This is a genomic window from Streptomyces hazeniae (assembly GCF_031845485.1).
In the GTDB taxonomy this organism is placed as follows: Bacteria; Actinomycetota; Actinomycetes; order Streptomycetales; family Streptomycetaceae; genus Streptomyces; species Streptomyces hazeniae.
In genome coordinates this window covers 37,756-52,975 of the sequence record NZ_JAVREQ010000004.1, presented here as the reverse complement: position 1 = coordinate 52,975, position 15,220 = coordinate 37,756, and the positions used below count along the sequence as shown (strand labels likewise).

Below are 15,220 nucleotides of genomic sequence, written 5' to 3'. Positions count from 1 at the left end.
CGCGCCGATCTCCAGCCCGGGGGTGTGTTTCTCACGGTCGGGGGCGGTGGTGATTCACGCACGGTCGATGATCCGCACACTGTCGGTGAGAGCGTTCCGAGGTGATCCTGATATCCGTCAGAACCACTCGCACGTCGCGGGACGGCCGAGTGCGGGCGACGGCCGTGCGCCGTCGTCCGCGCACCGGGTCACGCGGTCCGACACGAATGGGGGAATCGACCATGGACGTAGGCGTCCTGGGATCCTTCGAGGCGTCCGAGAACGGCGTCTCCCTGCTGCCGACCGCCGGGAAGCCCCGGCAGCTCCTGGCGCTGATGGCCCTGCACGCCGGGCAGGTGGTGCAGGTGCCCACGCTCATGGACGAGTTGTGGGGCATGGATCCGCCGCGCAGTGCGCAGACGACGTTGCAGACCTACATCCTGCAGCTCCGCAGACGCATCGCGGGCGTGCTGCCCGCAGGCGGTCCGCGGACCCCCAAGGACGTGCTGGCCACCCGCTACGGCGGCTACCTGCTGGACATCTCGCCGGAGGACGTGGATGTGCACACCTACGAGAGGCAGGCCGCGGCCGGCCGCCGGGCGCTGCACCTCGGCGACCTGGAGACCGCCTCCCGGCTGCTGAGGTCGGCACTGGGGACGTGGCGGGGCAGGCCGCTGGCCGACGTGCAGGCCGGCATGCGGCTCAGCGTGGAGGTGACGCGGCTGGAGGAGAGCCGGCTGTGCACGGTGGAGACCCGCGTGGAGGCCGACCTCGCGCTTGGCCGGCACCACGCCCTGCTGAGCGAGCTCGCCGTGCTGACCGCCCGGCACCCCCTGCACGAGAACCTCTGCGGCCAGCACATGGTGGCGCTGTACCGGTCGGGGCAGCAGTGGCGTGCGCTGGAGGCGTTCGCCCGGCTGCGCGGCACCCTCGTCGAGGAACTGGGTGTCGAGCCCTCGCAGCGGCTGCAGGCGCTGCAACGCGCGGTGCTGTGCTCCGACCCCGAACTCGACCGTTTCGCCGTCCGGGCCGAACTCGCGGTCTGAGCAACCGCGTTCGCCCGCCCCGCCTCAGCATGTGCCACCCCGCCCTTCACCCCTGACGGGCACGCGGTGCGAGCCGCGTGCCCGTCCCTTTCCGAGGAGTCGATCGATGTTCGCCGCCCTGAAGTCCGTCAACATGCTGCTGATGTTCCTGCTCGAGCTCGCGGTCTACTTCTCCGCCGGCTACTGGGGCTTCACCGTCAGCGACAAGTGGCTGGTGAAGGTCCTGCTGGTGGTGGCCGCCCCGGCCGCGCTGATCACCGTGTGGGCGCTGTTCGGGTCGCCCAAGGCTCCGTATCCGGCGGAGGGCGGGATGCGGGTCGTGCTGGAGGTGCTGTGGTTCGGCGCCGGCATCGCCGCGCTGGCCGCCGCCGGGAAACCGAGCTGGGCGGCGGCCTTCGCCGGGCTCTTCGTGCTCAACGCCACCCTGCGGGTGGTGTGGCACCAGTGAACGTCACCACTGCGGGGTCTCCAGGAACTCCAGCACCGCGACCGTCCACATGAACCCCACCCCCACGCCCATGGTGACCAGCAGGTCGCCCGACTGCGGGGACCTGGCCTCCACCACGTGGTCGATGCCGATGATCTGGTCGCCCGCTCCCATGTGGCCGTAGTCGCGTCCCCAGTCGTAGGTGGTGGTGGCGGGGTCGACACCGAGCTGCTCGTGGAAGGAGAACCGCACGATGCTCTCGGCGATGTTGGCGTGCACGAAGAAGCGCGCGTCGGACAACGACGCGTCCGCGTCGTCGAGGGCGGTCTGCAGCACCTCGGAGGCGTTCTTCGTCAACTGCCGGATGACCCGGTCGTACCCGCCTTCGTCCCGGAGCAGGTAGGCCTCCTTGCGCGCACCCAGGTCCACGGGCGAGCCGTCGGCGAACGGGGCGTCCGTCCAGCCCGTGGCGCCCCGGTAGACCGGCTCCAGGGAGGAGTCGGACAGGCTCGCGGTCGAGCGCAGCCGGGCGAAGCCTCCGCGGCTGGACAGCACCAGGGCGCCCGCGCCGTCGCCGTACGCCTGCTGGCTGTCGGAGCCCCATCGGTCGAAGTAGGGCATGCGGAAGGCGTCCCCGGTGGTGACCAGGGCGGCGCCCGGCCGGCCGCGGCCGGCCAGGTGGGCGGCGGCGAGTTCCACCCCGGTGAGTCCGCCGTTGGAGCCCTGCCGGATCTCCACCGCCATGCCGGTGCCGCCGACGGTCTCCTGCTGGACGTAGTGGGCCGGTGTCCAGAAGTCCTGTCCCTGGTGGCCCATGCACGCGTGCAGCACGAGGCCGTAGTCGCCGTCGGGCAGTCCGGCGCGTGCGACGGCCTGCCTCCCGGCCGCCGCGGCCATCACCGGACCGGTCTCGTCCGGCCCGGCGACCCGGACGGCGCGGATGCCGTTCGCCCGGGCCTCCTCCGCGTCACATCTGCCCTCCGCCACGGCCTGCTCCACCGTGTGCTCCTGCTGCGGAAGGTGGGCGCCGAGGCCGGCGACGTAGATGTCGTTCCAGCGCATGATCGTTTCCTCTCCGGACGCTACGCCGACTGCGACGTGGCCGCTTCCCGGCAGGCGGTCACCTGCCGGGTCAGGTCATGGGCGAGGGCCTCGAACCCCGGGCCCAGAAAGTAGAAGTGGCCGCCGGGATGAAAGCGCTGCGCGAACCGCGAGCGGGTCTCCCTGCTCCACAGGTGGGTCTCCGCCGCCGGGGCCCACGGATCGCGGTTGCCGCCGATGAACGTCAGCGGCGACAGCAGCGGCGTACGGTCGGCGGCCGGGCGGTAGCTGTGCACCGCGCGGAGGTCGGTCCGCACGGTCCGCAGGAAGTGCTCCAGGAAACGGGGGGCTTCGGCCACGCCGTCCGGCATGCCGCCGAGCTCGACCATCGCCTCCAGCAGCCGCGCGTCGTCCAGGGTGTGCAGCGGGGCACGTCCGGGGAGCCGGCCGTCCGGAGCGATCCGCCCGGACACCCCGGTCCAGACGGGGAAGCGCCCGAGGCTCTCCAGCGCCCGGGCGGACTCCGCCGCGACGATGGCGCCCATGCTGTGGCCGAACAGCGCACACGGCACGTCCTCGGTCCAGGGCAGCACGTCGGACACCGCGCACGCCACCACGTCGCGCATGTCGTCGTGCTGCTTCTCGGCGATCCTGCGGCCCCTGCCCGGCAGGTCGTGGAGCAGGACGTCCCAGTCCGCGGGCAGGTGGCGCAGAAGCGGGTAGTAGACGGCGGCGGAACCACCGGCGTGGTGGAAACCGATGAGGCGCAGGGACGGGGAGTCCTGCGGCCGCGGCCGCAGGAAGGCGGCGGGCCGGGAGGCCGCGGGCCGGGAGGCGGCGGGCCGGGGGAGGGGGGCCGTCACCGCTGCCACCCCAGCGCGGTGGTGACCTGCTGCTCCAGGTGCCGTACGAGTTCGCCGACGGGCATCTCCACCGGGCAGTCGAGGGTGGGCAGGTCGGTACCCAGCCGCTGTTCCACGCTCCTGGTGATCAGCATCGCGGTGAAGGAGTCGCCGCCCACTTCGGCGAACGACACCTCCGGCGAAAGGGCACAGTCGGCCTTCAGCGCGGTGGCCAGTTCCTCGGTCAGGAAGGGGACCATCTCCTCGGGGGTCAGCCCAGGCGCGGTGGCAGGCTGCGCCGCGTGCGTCTCGGGTGCTCCCTGCAGTGGCGCGGGCTCCTCGTCCAGCCAGAAGCGCTTGTGCTGGAAGGGGTAGGTGGGTGCCTCGGTGAAGGCCGCGCCGGCGGCCGCGAGAGCGTCCAGCCGCAGCTCCGCTCCACCCGCGTAGAGCGCCGCCAGTGCGGCCGTCAGCAGGTGCGGTGTCCGGGACGGGTCGGCGCCGACGAGCGGCAGCGAACGCCCCGACGACTCCAGCCGGGCGTGAGCCGTGCCGGGCCGCGGGCCTCCGTCCGGTTCCTCGTCCCGACCGGCGCCCCCCGCAGTCGCCGAGGTGTCGCCGACCGGCGTGGTGGTGACGCCCAGCCGGGCGAGGAGCCCACGCAGCCGGCCGGCCGCGTCGCCGGGACGCTCGACGACCGGCCGCAGTCGCGGAAAGTGCTCGGCCACCGCGTTCAGGGCCGCCTCCACCGCGACCTCGTCGCCGTCCACCGCCAGTCCGATGCGGCCGACGGGTACGGCCCCGGCGGACGGGTCTCCCCCTCCATCGCCCTCGGCCAGGGCGGCGTCGAGGGCGGCGGCGGTGTCGCCCGTGACCGCCACCCGGTGGGCGAAGTGCACGCGGCCGGCCCGCATGGTGTGGCACAGGGCGGCGGTTCCGGCCGCGTCCCGTCCGGCCAGGTCGATCCGCGTCCGCTGCACCAGGGCGGCCAGCGCCTCGGGGGACCTGGCGGAGAGGGTCAGCAGCTCCGGGTGACCCTGCGGGGCGGTCACCGGATCGGCCGGGGAGGGCGCGTGGGCGGCGAGCACGACGTGCGCGTTGGTGCCGGAGAGGCCGAAGGCGCTGACGCCGGCGACGCGTTCGGCGCCGTCGCCCGGCCAGGGCCGCACGGTGCACGGCACGTCCAGCCCGATGCGGTCCCAGGGGATGAGCGGATTGAGCGGGTCGTTCTTCTCGGCACCCGCGGGTATACGCCCGTCACGCAGCAGCAGCACCGTCTTCAGGACGCCCGCGATGCCGGCCGCGGCCTCCAGGTGGCCCATCCGGGACTTCAGGCTGCCGAGCGCCACGGGGGCCGCTCGCCGCCCCGCACCGTTGCCCACGACGGCGTCCAGCGCGCCGACCTCCACGGGGTCTCCGAGGGCCGTTCCGGTGCCGTGGGCCTCCACGTAGCCGACGGTGGACGGGTCGGTACGCGCGTCGGCCAGAGCCGACCTCACCACCTCCTGCTGGGCCGGGCCGCTGGGCACGGTGAAGCCGGAGGAGGCGCCGTCGTGGTTGACGGCGGTGCCGCGCAGCACGGCGAGGACGGGCCGCTGTTGCGCGACGGCGTCGCTCAGCCGCATCAGCGCCACCATGCCCACACCCTCCCCGCGGCCGTAGCCGTCGGCGTCGGCGAGGAACGTGCGGGACCGGCCGGAGGGGGACAGCGCCTCGCTCTGGCACAGCGCCACCATGAGGTCCGCGCCCAGAATCAGGTTGGCGCCACCGGCCAGGGCGTAGTCGCACTCACCGCCGCGCAGCGCGCGCACCGCCTGATGGAGCGCCACCAGGGAGGACGAACAGGCGGTGTCCACGCTGGCGGCAGGACCGGACAACCCCAGCGCGTAACTGATCCGCCCGGCGGTGAAGCAGTGGCCGCTGCCCGTCGCGGAGTACGGATCCATGCGGGAGTAGTCGCCGCCCTGCGCCAGGCGCTGACCGTACTCGGCGGCCATCACACCGACGAAGACGCCGACGGGGAGGCGGTCCTGGCGGCGCGGTGCGATGCCGGCGCGCTCCAGGGCCTCCCAGGAGACTTCGAGCAGCATGCGCTGCTGCGGGTCCATCGACTCGGCCTCCCGGTGGGAGATGCCGAAGAAGGAGGCGTCGAACGAGGCGATGTCGGAGAGGAAGGCGGCCCGGTCGGCGTACGAACGTCCCTCCGTGCCCGGTTCGGGGTGATAGACCGCCCGCAGCGCGGGCCTGTCCTCGGGGATGGGTGTGATCGCCCGGGCGTCGGGATCGTCGCTGTAGAGGAAATCCCGGAAGCCGTCGGGCGTGTCCACGCTGCCCGGCAGCCGCATGGCCATGCCGACCACGGCGACGGGTTCGTGCCGGCGTTCCTCCAGCTCGGCCACCCGCGCCTTGAGCCGCCGGGACAGGGCGAGCTGGTCGGTTATCACCCGACGGAGCTCTTCGGTGTTCGTCGCCATCTCAACGCTCCTGGGAGAGGTCGTCCTGGACGGCCTGGAGCAGTTCGTCGAGGGAGAGATCCTCGAACGACGGCTCGGCCTGGGGGGTGTGAGGGGTGACCCGATGCGGGGTGGTGGCCTGCGGAACCGGTGCGGCGGGGACGCCGGCGGGCTCCGCGGTCGCACCGACGTAGCCCTGGAGGAAGCCGCTCATCGCCAGCACGCTGGGGTGGTCGATGGCGACCGTGGCCGGCAGATCGGTGCCCACGGCGTGCGCGAGGGAGGCCCGCAGATCGATCGCCATGATCGAGTCGAGCCCGAGCACCGCGAAGCCCTCGCCGTCGTTGGACCCGTCCGGCGGGAGGGGGTCGGCGGAGCCGAGCATCCGGGCGACCTCGTCCCGCACGGCCTCCCGCAGCGCGGGCTCGAGGTCCTCGGCGTCCCGGGTCCGGAGTCGTTCGGCCAGCCAGCCCGCCTTCGCGGCCGTGTCCGCGACCGGGACGTTTCCGGACGTCTGCCCGGGTGCCGGCCCGGCGAGGGCGGAGACCAGGGCGGCCCGCGGGTGACCCGCGGCCTGCCGGGCGTACCGGGCGGCGTCCAGCGCCACCACGGCCAGACGCGGCCGGACCCCGGCGGCTGCGAGGGCGAGCGGTGCTGCCGCGTCCGCGTCGCACAGCGCCCGGACGCCGAGCCGTTCCGCAGCACGCTCCACGGCGGCCGAGGCGGCCATACCGCCCTTGACCTCCGGCACCCAGGGGCCCCAGTTGACGCTGGTCGCCGGCACGCCGCGGGCGCGCAGCCGCTGGGCGAGGCCGTCGAGGTAGCCGTTGGCCGCCGCGTAGTTGGTCTGGCCGGCCGAACCGAGCAGCGCCGACACGGAGGAGAAGAGGACCACGGACCGCGGCGTGTGCTCCGCCAGCGCCTCGACCAGGACGTCCGCGCCGCCGGACTTGGCGTGGAAGACCTTCTCGAACGACGCCTCGGTGAGACTTTCGAAGGCGGCGTCCGCGTTCGTGCCGGCGAGGTGGTACACGGTGTGCAGCGGACCGTCCGCGGTCGCGGCGGCCACCGCGGCGGCGCAGTCGTCCGGGTCGGTGACGTCGCCTTGGACGACGGTCACCCGCACCCCGGAGGAAGCCAGTTCGTCGAGGACGGCCTGTTCGGTCCCGCCCGGTGCGGACCTGCCCATCAAGGTGATCCGGTCCCCGCCGCGCGCGGCATGCGCGGTGGCGACCGCGAGGCCGAGCGCCCCGAGGCCACCGGTGACCAGGGCCGAGCCCGCGGGGGGCGCGTCCGGGCCGTCCGGTTGTGCCCCGGCCGGGACGGGGACGAGCCGCTCGGTGCGCAGGCCGTCGACGGTCAGTGCCAGCCGGGTGTCGTCGGGCAGCCTTCCGAGGACGTCCGCCAGCTGCTCCGCGCCCGGTCCGTCGTCCAGCCGCAGGCGCACCAGGCGCCGGTCCGGGTGCTCCGCCTCCAGCGCGGTCAGGAGGCCGAAGAGCGCCTCCCGCAGCGGAGCGGACGTTGCCGAGCCGTCGACGGGCAGGACGTAGCGCACGCCGTGCGGCAGCGCGCGCAGCGCGTCGGCGGCCTGGAGCACGGCGTGCAGGGCGTCCCCGGCGTCGGGACCGGTGTCCGTGCCGGCGGGGGTGAGCCAGCGCGTGTCGACGACGAGTTCGGCCGTGTGCACCGCGGCGGTGACCCCGGAGTGCAGGGAGACGGTGTGGCCCGCCGCCGTCAGGGCTTCCTCCAGCGCCTTCCCGCCGGCGGCTTCCGGCTGTTCCAGGAGCGCGACGCGCAGGGCGGTGCGGTCCGCGCCGGCGGCGGTCGTCGCCGCGGGCAGCGGCTCCCAGGCGGTCTCGTACACCAGGTCGTCTCCGCGCAGGCTCGACTCCAGAACGGTGCGGGAGGCGTGCCGGATGCGGAACTCGTCGGCCCGGAAGATGCTGTGCGCGTCGGCCGTCGCGCTGTCCCACGCGTACAGGTGCAGGTCGGCGGTCTCCACGCGCAGCCGGCCGCGCGGCAGCGGCTCGGATCGCAACACCCGTACGTGCCCCCACAGTTCACGTCCTTCGACGGGGCGCGAGTGGAAGGAGAGCCGCGCGGCGGCGAACGGGATGGCGAGCGAGGCGGCCTCGGTCGCGTCGTCGTCGACGAGGAAGACGGCCATGCTCTGGAAGCACGAGTCGATGAGCCCCGGGTACAGCTCGTAGTCCGCGGGATCGTCCGGGAGCGGTGGCGCCGTGTAGCGCACCAGCGCCTCGTCACCGCGGATCCAGGCTTCTTCGATCCAGCGGAACGAAGGGCCGAGGGTGTATCCCAGCTCGTGGAAGTAGGAGTAGAACTCCTCCCGGCTCAGGCGGCGTTCGCTGCCGGCGACGAACTCCTGGTGGTCCACGACCGAGGGGCGGCGGACGGCGGCCGGGCCGGGCGTGGCCCAGCGGCCGCCGACGTGCTTCTGCCACACGCCGTTGCGCGCGTCCAGCAGGCTCTGCACGGACAGGTCGCGGGTGCCGTCCGCGGCCGGTTCGCCGACCACGATCTGCGTCTCGTACTCCTCGCCGTCCTTGATGACCAGGGCCCGGGGGCAGATCAGGTCGTCGACGACCACCGGGCCGCCGTCGCCGCCGAGTGCCGAGAGCACGGTGGCCAGGTGGGAGGCGGCAGGGGTGACCACGGTGCCGTAGAGCCGGTGGTCGCCCAGGTACGGCGGGAAGGAGGCGCTGCGGGTGAAGCCGAACGCCCGGCCCTTCAGCCCCGGCGAGCGCAGCTCCGCCCCCCAGTGCCGTCCGTGGTGCTGCCCGGAGGGGCGCCCGTCCGGGCCGTGCGTGTCGCCGCGGACGCCCCCTGCGGGGACGGTGCCGGTCCAGAACTCGGTGTCGGCGAAGGGGTAGCGGGGCGCGTCGCCGGGACCGGCACGACGTCCGGTGACGCGGCCCCAGTCGAGTTGCTGGCCCTGTCCGTACAGCGTTCCGGCGGCGGCGAGCAGCACTGCGCGGTCGGCTGCGCCGCGGCGCAGCGACGGCACGCCACCGCCGGCCGGTGCCAGTCCGGCGGCCCGCACCAGGTTGACCAGAGTGCGGTCCGGCCCGATCTCCAGCAGCACGTCGGCGCCGATCCGCCGCAGTTCGCGGGCACCGTCGAGGAACTGGACCGGCCGGCGGATGTGCCGGGCGAAGTAGGCGGCGTCGTAGGTGTCCGGTCCGGCCTCGGTGCCGGTGACGTTGGAGACCAGCGGCAGCCGGGGTGCGGCGAAGCGCAGACCGGTGAGCGTCTCCTCGAACTCGTCGAGCACCGGGTCCATCAGGCGGGAGTGGAAGGCGTGCGAGACGACGAGCGACCGGCAGCGTACGCCTTCCTTCCCGAGCTGTGCGGAGAAGGCCTCCAGCCGCTCGGAGTCCCCGGCGACGACGACGGACTGCGGCCCGTTGACAGCCGCCACGTCCAGGCCCGCCTCGGCGGCGCGTGCCGTGACGACGTCCGGGTCCAGGGGGACCGACAGCATGCCGCCCGGCGCGGTGGACTGCATCAGCCGCGCCCGGTGGGCCACCAGCGTCAGACCGTCCTCCCTGCTGAGGACGCCGGCGTGCACGGCGGCCGCGATCTCGCCGACGCTGTGGCCGGTCACGGCCGCGGCGCGCACACCCCACGACTCCCAGAGCGCGGCGAGCGACAGCTCCAGCGCGACCAGGGCGGGCTGTGTGAAGCGGGTCCGGCCGATGAGGGCGGGGTCGTCCCCGTAGAGGACGAGGTTCAGCAGCGAGTCGCCCAGGTGCGGTTCCAGGATGCGGTCACAGTCGTCGAAGACCTCGGCGAAGACCGGTTCGGTCTCGTACAGCCCCCGGCCCATGCCGAAGTACTGGGCGCCCTGGCCGGAGAAGAGGAACGCGATCCGTGGCGCGGAGCGCCGGACCTCGCCGGGGTCCTGCTCGCCCCGCAGCGCCGTCAGCAGGTCGTCCCGGTTGCGGCCGGACACGGCCCGGCGCACCGGGAAGTGCGCCCGGCCCGCGCCGGCGGTCGACACGAGGGCCGGCACCTGCTCCTCCGGGGCGGACTCCAGCGCCCGTTCCCAGGCGGCGGTCAGCCGCTGCAGGCCCGCCGCGTCCGGGGCGGACAGCGGCAGCAGCAGGGGCTCCGGCGGGGGCCCGTCTCCCCCGGCCGGCGCGGCGCCGCCGGCCGGCGGCGCCGTGGCGGACTCGTCGTCCCGGGCGGGCGCCTCGCCGACGACGAGGTGGGCGTTGGTGCCGGAGAAGCCGAAGCCGGAGACACCGGCGTAGCGCGGGGTCTCGCCGCGCCGCCAGGGGACGGCGGTGTCGACCACCCGCACGTTCATGTCGCGCCATGCCACGTGCGGGTTGGGCTCGGAGTAGTGCAGGTTCGCGGGCACCCGGCCGTGTCGCAGAGCCAGCACCGTCTTGAACACCGAAGCCATGCCGGAGGCCGACTCGCAGTGCCCGATGTTGCTCTTCACCGAGCCCAGCAGCAGCGGCTCCCCCGGACGGCGGCCCTGGCCGAACACGTCCCAGGCGGCCTGGACTTCGATGGGGTCGCCCAGCGAGGTGCCGGTGCCGTGCGTTTCGAGGTAGCCGACCTGGGCGGCGTCCACGCCGGCGTCCGCCAGCGCGGCCCGGATGACCTCGCGCTGGGCGGTCCCGTCGGGTGCCGTGAATCCGGAGGACGCGCCGTCCTGGTTGACGGCGCTGCCGTGGAGGACGGCGAGCACGCGGTCACCCTCCCGCTCGGCGTCGGAAAGGCGGCGCAGCACCAGGACCCCGCACCCTTCGGCGCGGACGAAGCCGTCGGCGGAGGCGTCGAAGGTCTTGCACCGTCCGTCGGCGGACAGCATGTGCGCCCGGCTCACGGCGACCGACGCGGACGGGGCGGATATCACGTTCACGCCGCCGGCCAGCGCCCGGTCGGACTCCCCGGTGCGCAGGGAGCGGATGGCGAGATGCAGCGCCACCAGCGACGAGGAGCACGCGGTGTCGACGGCCAGGGCCGGGCCTCGCGTTCCCAGGTGATAGGCGATACGGCCGGCCGCGGCGTTCAGTGCGGTGCCGGTGGCGAAGTAGGCGTCCAGTGGACGCAGTCCGCCCGCTTCGAGCACCCGGGCGTAGTCGGAGTTCGAGATGCCGACGAAGACACCGGTACGGTCGCCCGCCAGGGACCTGGGGTCGGTCGCGGCGTCCTCGAGCGCGTGCCAGGCGGCTTCCATCAGCAGCCGCTGCTGCGGGTCGAGACTCTCCGCCTCACGCGCGGGGATGTCGAAGAAGGCGGCGTCGAAGCGTCGAATGTCGCCGAGGAAGCCTCCCTGGTCGGTGCTGATGCTGCCGGGGCGGGCCCCGGTGGGGTCGAGCAGGGCGGCGCCGTCCCAGCGGTCCGCGGGGACGGAACCCACGCCGTCCCGGCCCTCGTCGAGCAGCGACCAGAACTCCTCCACGGAGTCCGCGCCGGGGAAGCGGCCGGCCATGCCGACCACGGCGATCGGCTCCGTCTCCGGTACCGGCCGCGCCGTGTTCTCCCGCCGGGAGACGCCGGCGGGCGTCCCCGGCGTCGTGCGCCGCGCGGCCGCGCGCGTCGCGGGGGCGGCGGAGACGGCGGGGGCCGACTGCGACGCGGACCCGGCGTCCGGGCCGGAGTCCGACAGCCGCTCGGTCAGGTGGGCGGCCAGCCGGAGGAGGGACGGGTGCCCGAAGACGTCGCCGATGCCGACGTCCACGCCGAAGGCCACACCGAGGTCGTGGGCGGCGTCCACCGCCATGATCGAGTCGAGCCCGAGGTCGAGGAAGCCGGTTTCCCCAGGCAGGGCGGCCGGGTCGTCGTAGCCGAGGATCTCGGCGAGGATCCGGCCCGCGTGCTCGGCGGCGACGACGGGGCGGCGGTGTTCGGGCGCGGCCAGGACCGCCCGGCGGGCGGCGTGCTCGCCTTCCCCGGGCCCGTCCGCCGCGGACCCGTCCGTCTTCCCTTCCGGGCCGGCCTCGTCCGCGCCGCCCGTGGTGAGAGTGCCCAGCAGCGGGCGCGGCCGTACGGCGTTCATCACGGTGGTGAAGCGGTCCGCGTCCAGACGGCAGGCGACCAGGTGTGCGCCGCCCGCCGGGCCGGAGCCGGTGAGCGCGGCGCATCCCTCGCCGGGACGTACCGGCGAGACGCCCATCCGGGCGAGTGTCGCCCGGGTCTCCGCGTCGGCCATGCCGTCCAGGTCCCAGGGGCCGAACGCGATGCTCACGGTGGGCAGCCCGGTCGCCGTACGGATGGCGGCGGTGGCGTCGAGGCCGCCGTTGGCGGCGGCGTAGGCGCCGTAGCCCTCGGTGCCCCACACGGCCGACACCGACGACACGTTGACGAAGAAGTCCAGCGGCCAGTCGCGGGACAGCAGGTGGAGCCACCACGCGCCCGAGAACTTGCCGTGCAGCGCGTCCGCGAAGTCCCCGGTGGCGGCCTCGGCCAGCGGAGTGCGGGCGATGCTGCCGGCGGCGTGCACCACGCCGCGCACCGGCGGCATCTCGTGCAGCACCCGCAACGCCTCGGCCAACTGCGGGCCGTCGCCGCAGTCGGCGGCGGCGTACGCCACCTGTGCGCCTGCCGCGTCCAGTTCCTCGAGCAGCGCCGTCGCAGGACCGGCCAACGCGCTGCGGGGCCGGCGTCCGACGAGCAGCAGGTGGCGCGCGCCGCGCCGGACGAGGTCACGGGCCAGTTCGCGTCCGACCGCGCCCAGTCCGCCGGTCAGCAGATAGGTGGCGTCGGCGTGCATCTCGGGCCGGTCCGGCCGGGCGTCCCACGGCCGCAGCCGTGCGTGGTGGAGCCGTCCGTCGCGTACGGCCAGTACGTCCTCCGCGGCGTCGCCGCCGTCGACGGCCGCTGCGGCGTCGTCCGGGCCGGGCCGTCCGGGCAGGTCGAGCACTCCGCCCCAGACGTGCGGGAATTCCAGTCCCAGTACGGGAGCGAGGCCGTGCAGTGCCCCGTGGAGGCCCTGCACCGGAGCCTCGTCGCCGGTCACCCGGCACACTCCGGCGGTGAGTACGCGGATGTGCCCGGCGTTCTCGGGTGCCGTGCGGACGGCGGTGGTCACCGTGGTGCACAGCCGGGCCGCGGCGTCCGTGGGCGCCTCGTGGGAGACCTGCTCCGGCAGCGCTCCGGCGGCGGGCACGAGCAGCAGCCGGCACGGTGCCGGCAGCTGGGCCCACAGACGGCTCCAGCCGTCGTCGTCCTCGGGCGGTGCGGTGTGCACCGTCGTCGCGCGGCCCTGGGCCCGAGCGGCCTCGGCCAGCAGGGTGACCGTCGGGAGGTCGTCCCCGACCAGCACCAGGGGCAGTTCGGCGGGCTGTGCGGGAGCGGCGTCCTCCCAGACCGTGCGCAGGAGCGGCAGGCCGGCGGCGTCGTCCGGCGCCGCGTCCTGCTCCTCCGGGCGGCCGGCGGCGCGGCCGGAGGTCCCGGCAGCCTCGGCGGTCCCGGCCGGCGCGTACCGCTTGCGCTCCCACGGGTAGGCCGGGAGGCTCACCACCCGGCGCTCCAGCGCCTGCCCCGTTCCGGCGGGCTGCACCGGCGGCTCGGTGTCCTGCCGCGCGTCCAGCAGCGTCACCGTGTCCGGCGTGGTGCCCTCGGCGAGTCGTCGCAGGGCTGTCACCGCCTGTTCCCGGCCCGGAGCCGAGACCGCGGCCCGTACGGCGTGGCGCGCGCGTCCCCTGGTGACGGTGTACGCGAAGGCGGGGTACTCCTCGTCCGGCATGCCGTCGAGGCGGTCCGCCAGCCCGCCCGCCCAGGCCCGCAGCGCGTCCTCGCTGCGGGCCGACAGGTCGAAACCGGCCACGGCCCCGGCGGCGGGCTCCGCACCGGGGGCGCCGGCGGCCTCCTCCTCAGTGAGCGGGCCGAGGATCACGTGCGCGTTGGTGCCGCTCATCCCGAAGGAGCTGACGCCCACACAGGCGGCGATGCCGGAGCCGTCGGGCTGCCACGCGCGCACCTCGCGCGGCATCTCGACGCCGGTGCCGTCCAGTTCGATGCGCGGATTCAGGGTGTCCAGGTGGACGACCGGCGGCACCGCGCCGCGCTGCACCGACAGCAGCCCGCGCAGCAGGCCGGCGATGCCGGACGCGGCCTCCAGATGGCCCAGGGCGGTCTTGACCGAGCCGACGAACAGCGGGCGGCCTGCGGGGCCATCGCCGCCGGACGCCCGGTCCAGGGCGGTGACGAGCGCCTGGACCTCGATCGGGTCGCCGAGCGCCGTGCCCGTGCCGTGCGCCTCCAGGGCGCCGATGTGTTCCGGGCCGAGCCCGGCATCCTCCAACGCGGCCCTTATCAGGGCGATCTGCGCCCGCACGTTGGGCGCGGTGAACCCGGAGGAACGGCCGTCCTGGTTCAGTGCGCTGCCCCGCAGGACCGCGTGTATCCGGTCACCGTCGCGGACCGCGTCGGCGAGCCGCTTCAGCGCGACCACACCGCACCCCTCGCCACGGGTGAAACCGTTGGCGCGGGCGTCGAACGCCTTGCACAGGCCGTCCGGGGAGAGCGAGTTCGTCTGCTGGATGAGCCGCGTCGAACGCGGCGACAGGATCAGGTTGACGCCGCCTGCCAGGGCCACGTCGCACTCGCCGCGGCGCAGGCCCTGCGCGGCCAGGTGGACCGCCGTCAACGACGAGGAGCAGGCGGTGTCCACGGCGATGGCCGGGCCCTCCAGCCCCATGGTGTAGGCGAGCCTGCCGGCTGCGAAGCAGTGACCGTTGCCGGTCAGCCAGTAGGCGTTCTCCTCGCCCGCCGCCTGCCAGTCGCGATAGTCCTGGCCGGTGACGCCGACGTACAGGCCGGTGCGGCCGCCGCCCTCGGCGAGCGCCTTCGGAGGGAGGCCGGCGTCCTCCAGCGCCTCCCAGGCGACCTCGAGCAGCAGCCGGTGCTGCGGGTCGAGGCTGCGCGCCTCGCGCGGGCTGATGCCGAAGAAGTCGGCGTCGAAGTCGAGAACCTCGTCGAGGAATCCGCCGCGGTGCGGAAGGGCCTCCCACTCCGCGGCGAACGGCTCCTTGCGGTGCCGCGGCATCGGCCGTACCAGGTCGCGCCCCTCCGCCAGCGCCTTCCAGTAGCCGTCCAGGTCGACGATGCCGCCCGGCAGGCGGAGGCCGGCGCCCACGACGGCCAGCGGCCCGCCGCCCTCGTTCCGTGCCTCGGCCAGTTCTCCGCGCAGCCGTTTGATGGTGTCCATCGCGCGACTGAGGGGGGTGGCGGAGCCCTGCCCCGCGCCGGACCGCCGGCTGGCCGGCTCCTCATGAATGGGTGTGCTGGTCACAAGAACGTCCCTCGCGATCGGCGTCGGATGCGTCGGTGGTCGTGGGTACTGCGGCTGCTGCACGCCCTGGTGAGCGCTCCACGAACGTGGGGGTGAAGGTCGGACGGGGTGGCGGGGAGGGAGCCGGTGCGGTGCCCCTCGGGGGAGGGCACCGCACCGGCCCC

General features: G+C 74.6%; 6 protein-coding genes. 2 read left to right on the top strand and 4 right to left on the bottom strand.

All coding sequences use genetic code 11. The features are described from left to right. The first annotated feature begins 221 nt into the window (after positions 1 to 221). Together RM572_RS06615 and RM572_RS06610 are read left to right on the top strand one after the other, a co-directional pair. Positions 222 to 1,025: an AfsR/SARP family transcriptional regulator gene (locus RM572_RS06615; RefSeq protein ID WP_311672345.1), complete on the top strand. Its 804-nt coding sequence runs from the start codon at positions 222 to 224 to the stop codon at positions 1,023 to 1,025. A 106-nt stretch (positions 1,026 to 1,131) separates the two neighbouring features. Next, positions 1,132 to 1,473, top strand: a complete 342-nt coding sequence (locus RM572_RS06610; RefSeq protein ID WP_311672344.1) for a YrdB family protein — start codon at positions 1,132 to 1,134, stop codon at positions 1,471 to 1,473. 3 nt (positions 1,474 to 1,476) lie between these two features. On the opposite strand, the gene RM572_RS06605 is transcribed toward RM572_RS06610, so the two are convergent. The 4 genes from RM572_RS06605 to RM572_RS06590 are packed head-to-tail and all read right to left on the bottom strand — an operon-like array spanning position 1,477 to position 14,972. Continuing rightward, the gene (locus RM572_RS06605) at positions 1,477 to 2,514 is read right to left on the bottom strand and encodes a ketoacyl-ACP synthase III family protein (RefSeq protein WP_311672343.1); all 1,038 of its coding nucleotides are present in this window, start codon (positions 2,512 to 2,514) and stop codon (positions 1,477 to 1,479) included. A 20-nt stretch (positions 2,515 to 2,534) separates the two neighbouring features. Beyond that, positions 2,535 to 3,356, bottom strand: a complete 822-nt coding sequence (locus tag RM572_RS06600) for a thioesterase II family protein (RefSeq protein ID WP_311672342.1) — start codon at positions 3,354 to 3,356, stop codon at positions 2,535 to 2,537. Continuing rightward, positions 3,353 to 5,806, bottom strand: coding sequence for a beta-ketoacyl synthase N-terminal-like domain-containing protein (locus tag RM572_RS06595; protein WP_311672341.1), 2,454 nt, complete (start codon positions 5,804 to 5,806; stop codon positions 3,353 to 3,355). Before RM572_RS06595 ends, RM572_RS06600 begins: the two co-directional genes overlap by 4 nt. 1 nt (position 5,807) lies before the next feature. After that, positions 5,808 to 14,972 (bottom strand): SDR family NAD(P)-dependent oxidoreductase, encoded by a 9,165-nt coding sequence (locus RM572_RS06590; RefSeq protein ID WP_311672340.1) that lies wholly within the window; start codon positions 14,970 to 14,972, stop codon positions 5,808 to 5,810. Positions 14,973 to 15,220 lie beyond the last annotated feature (248 nt).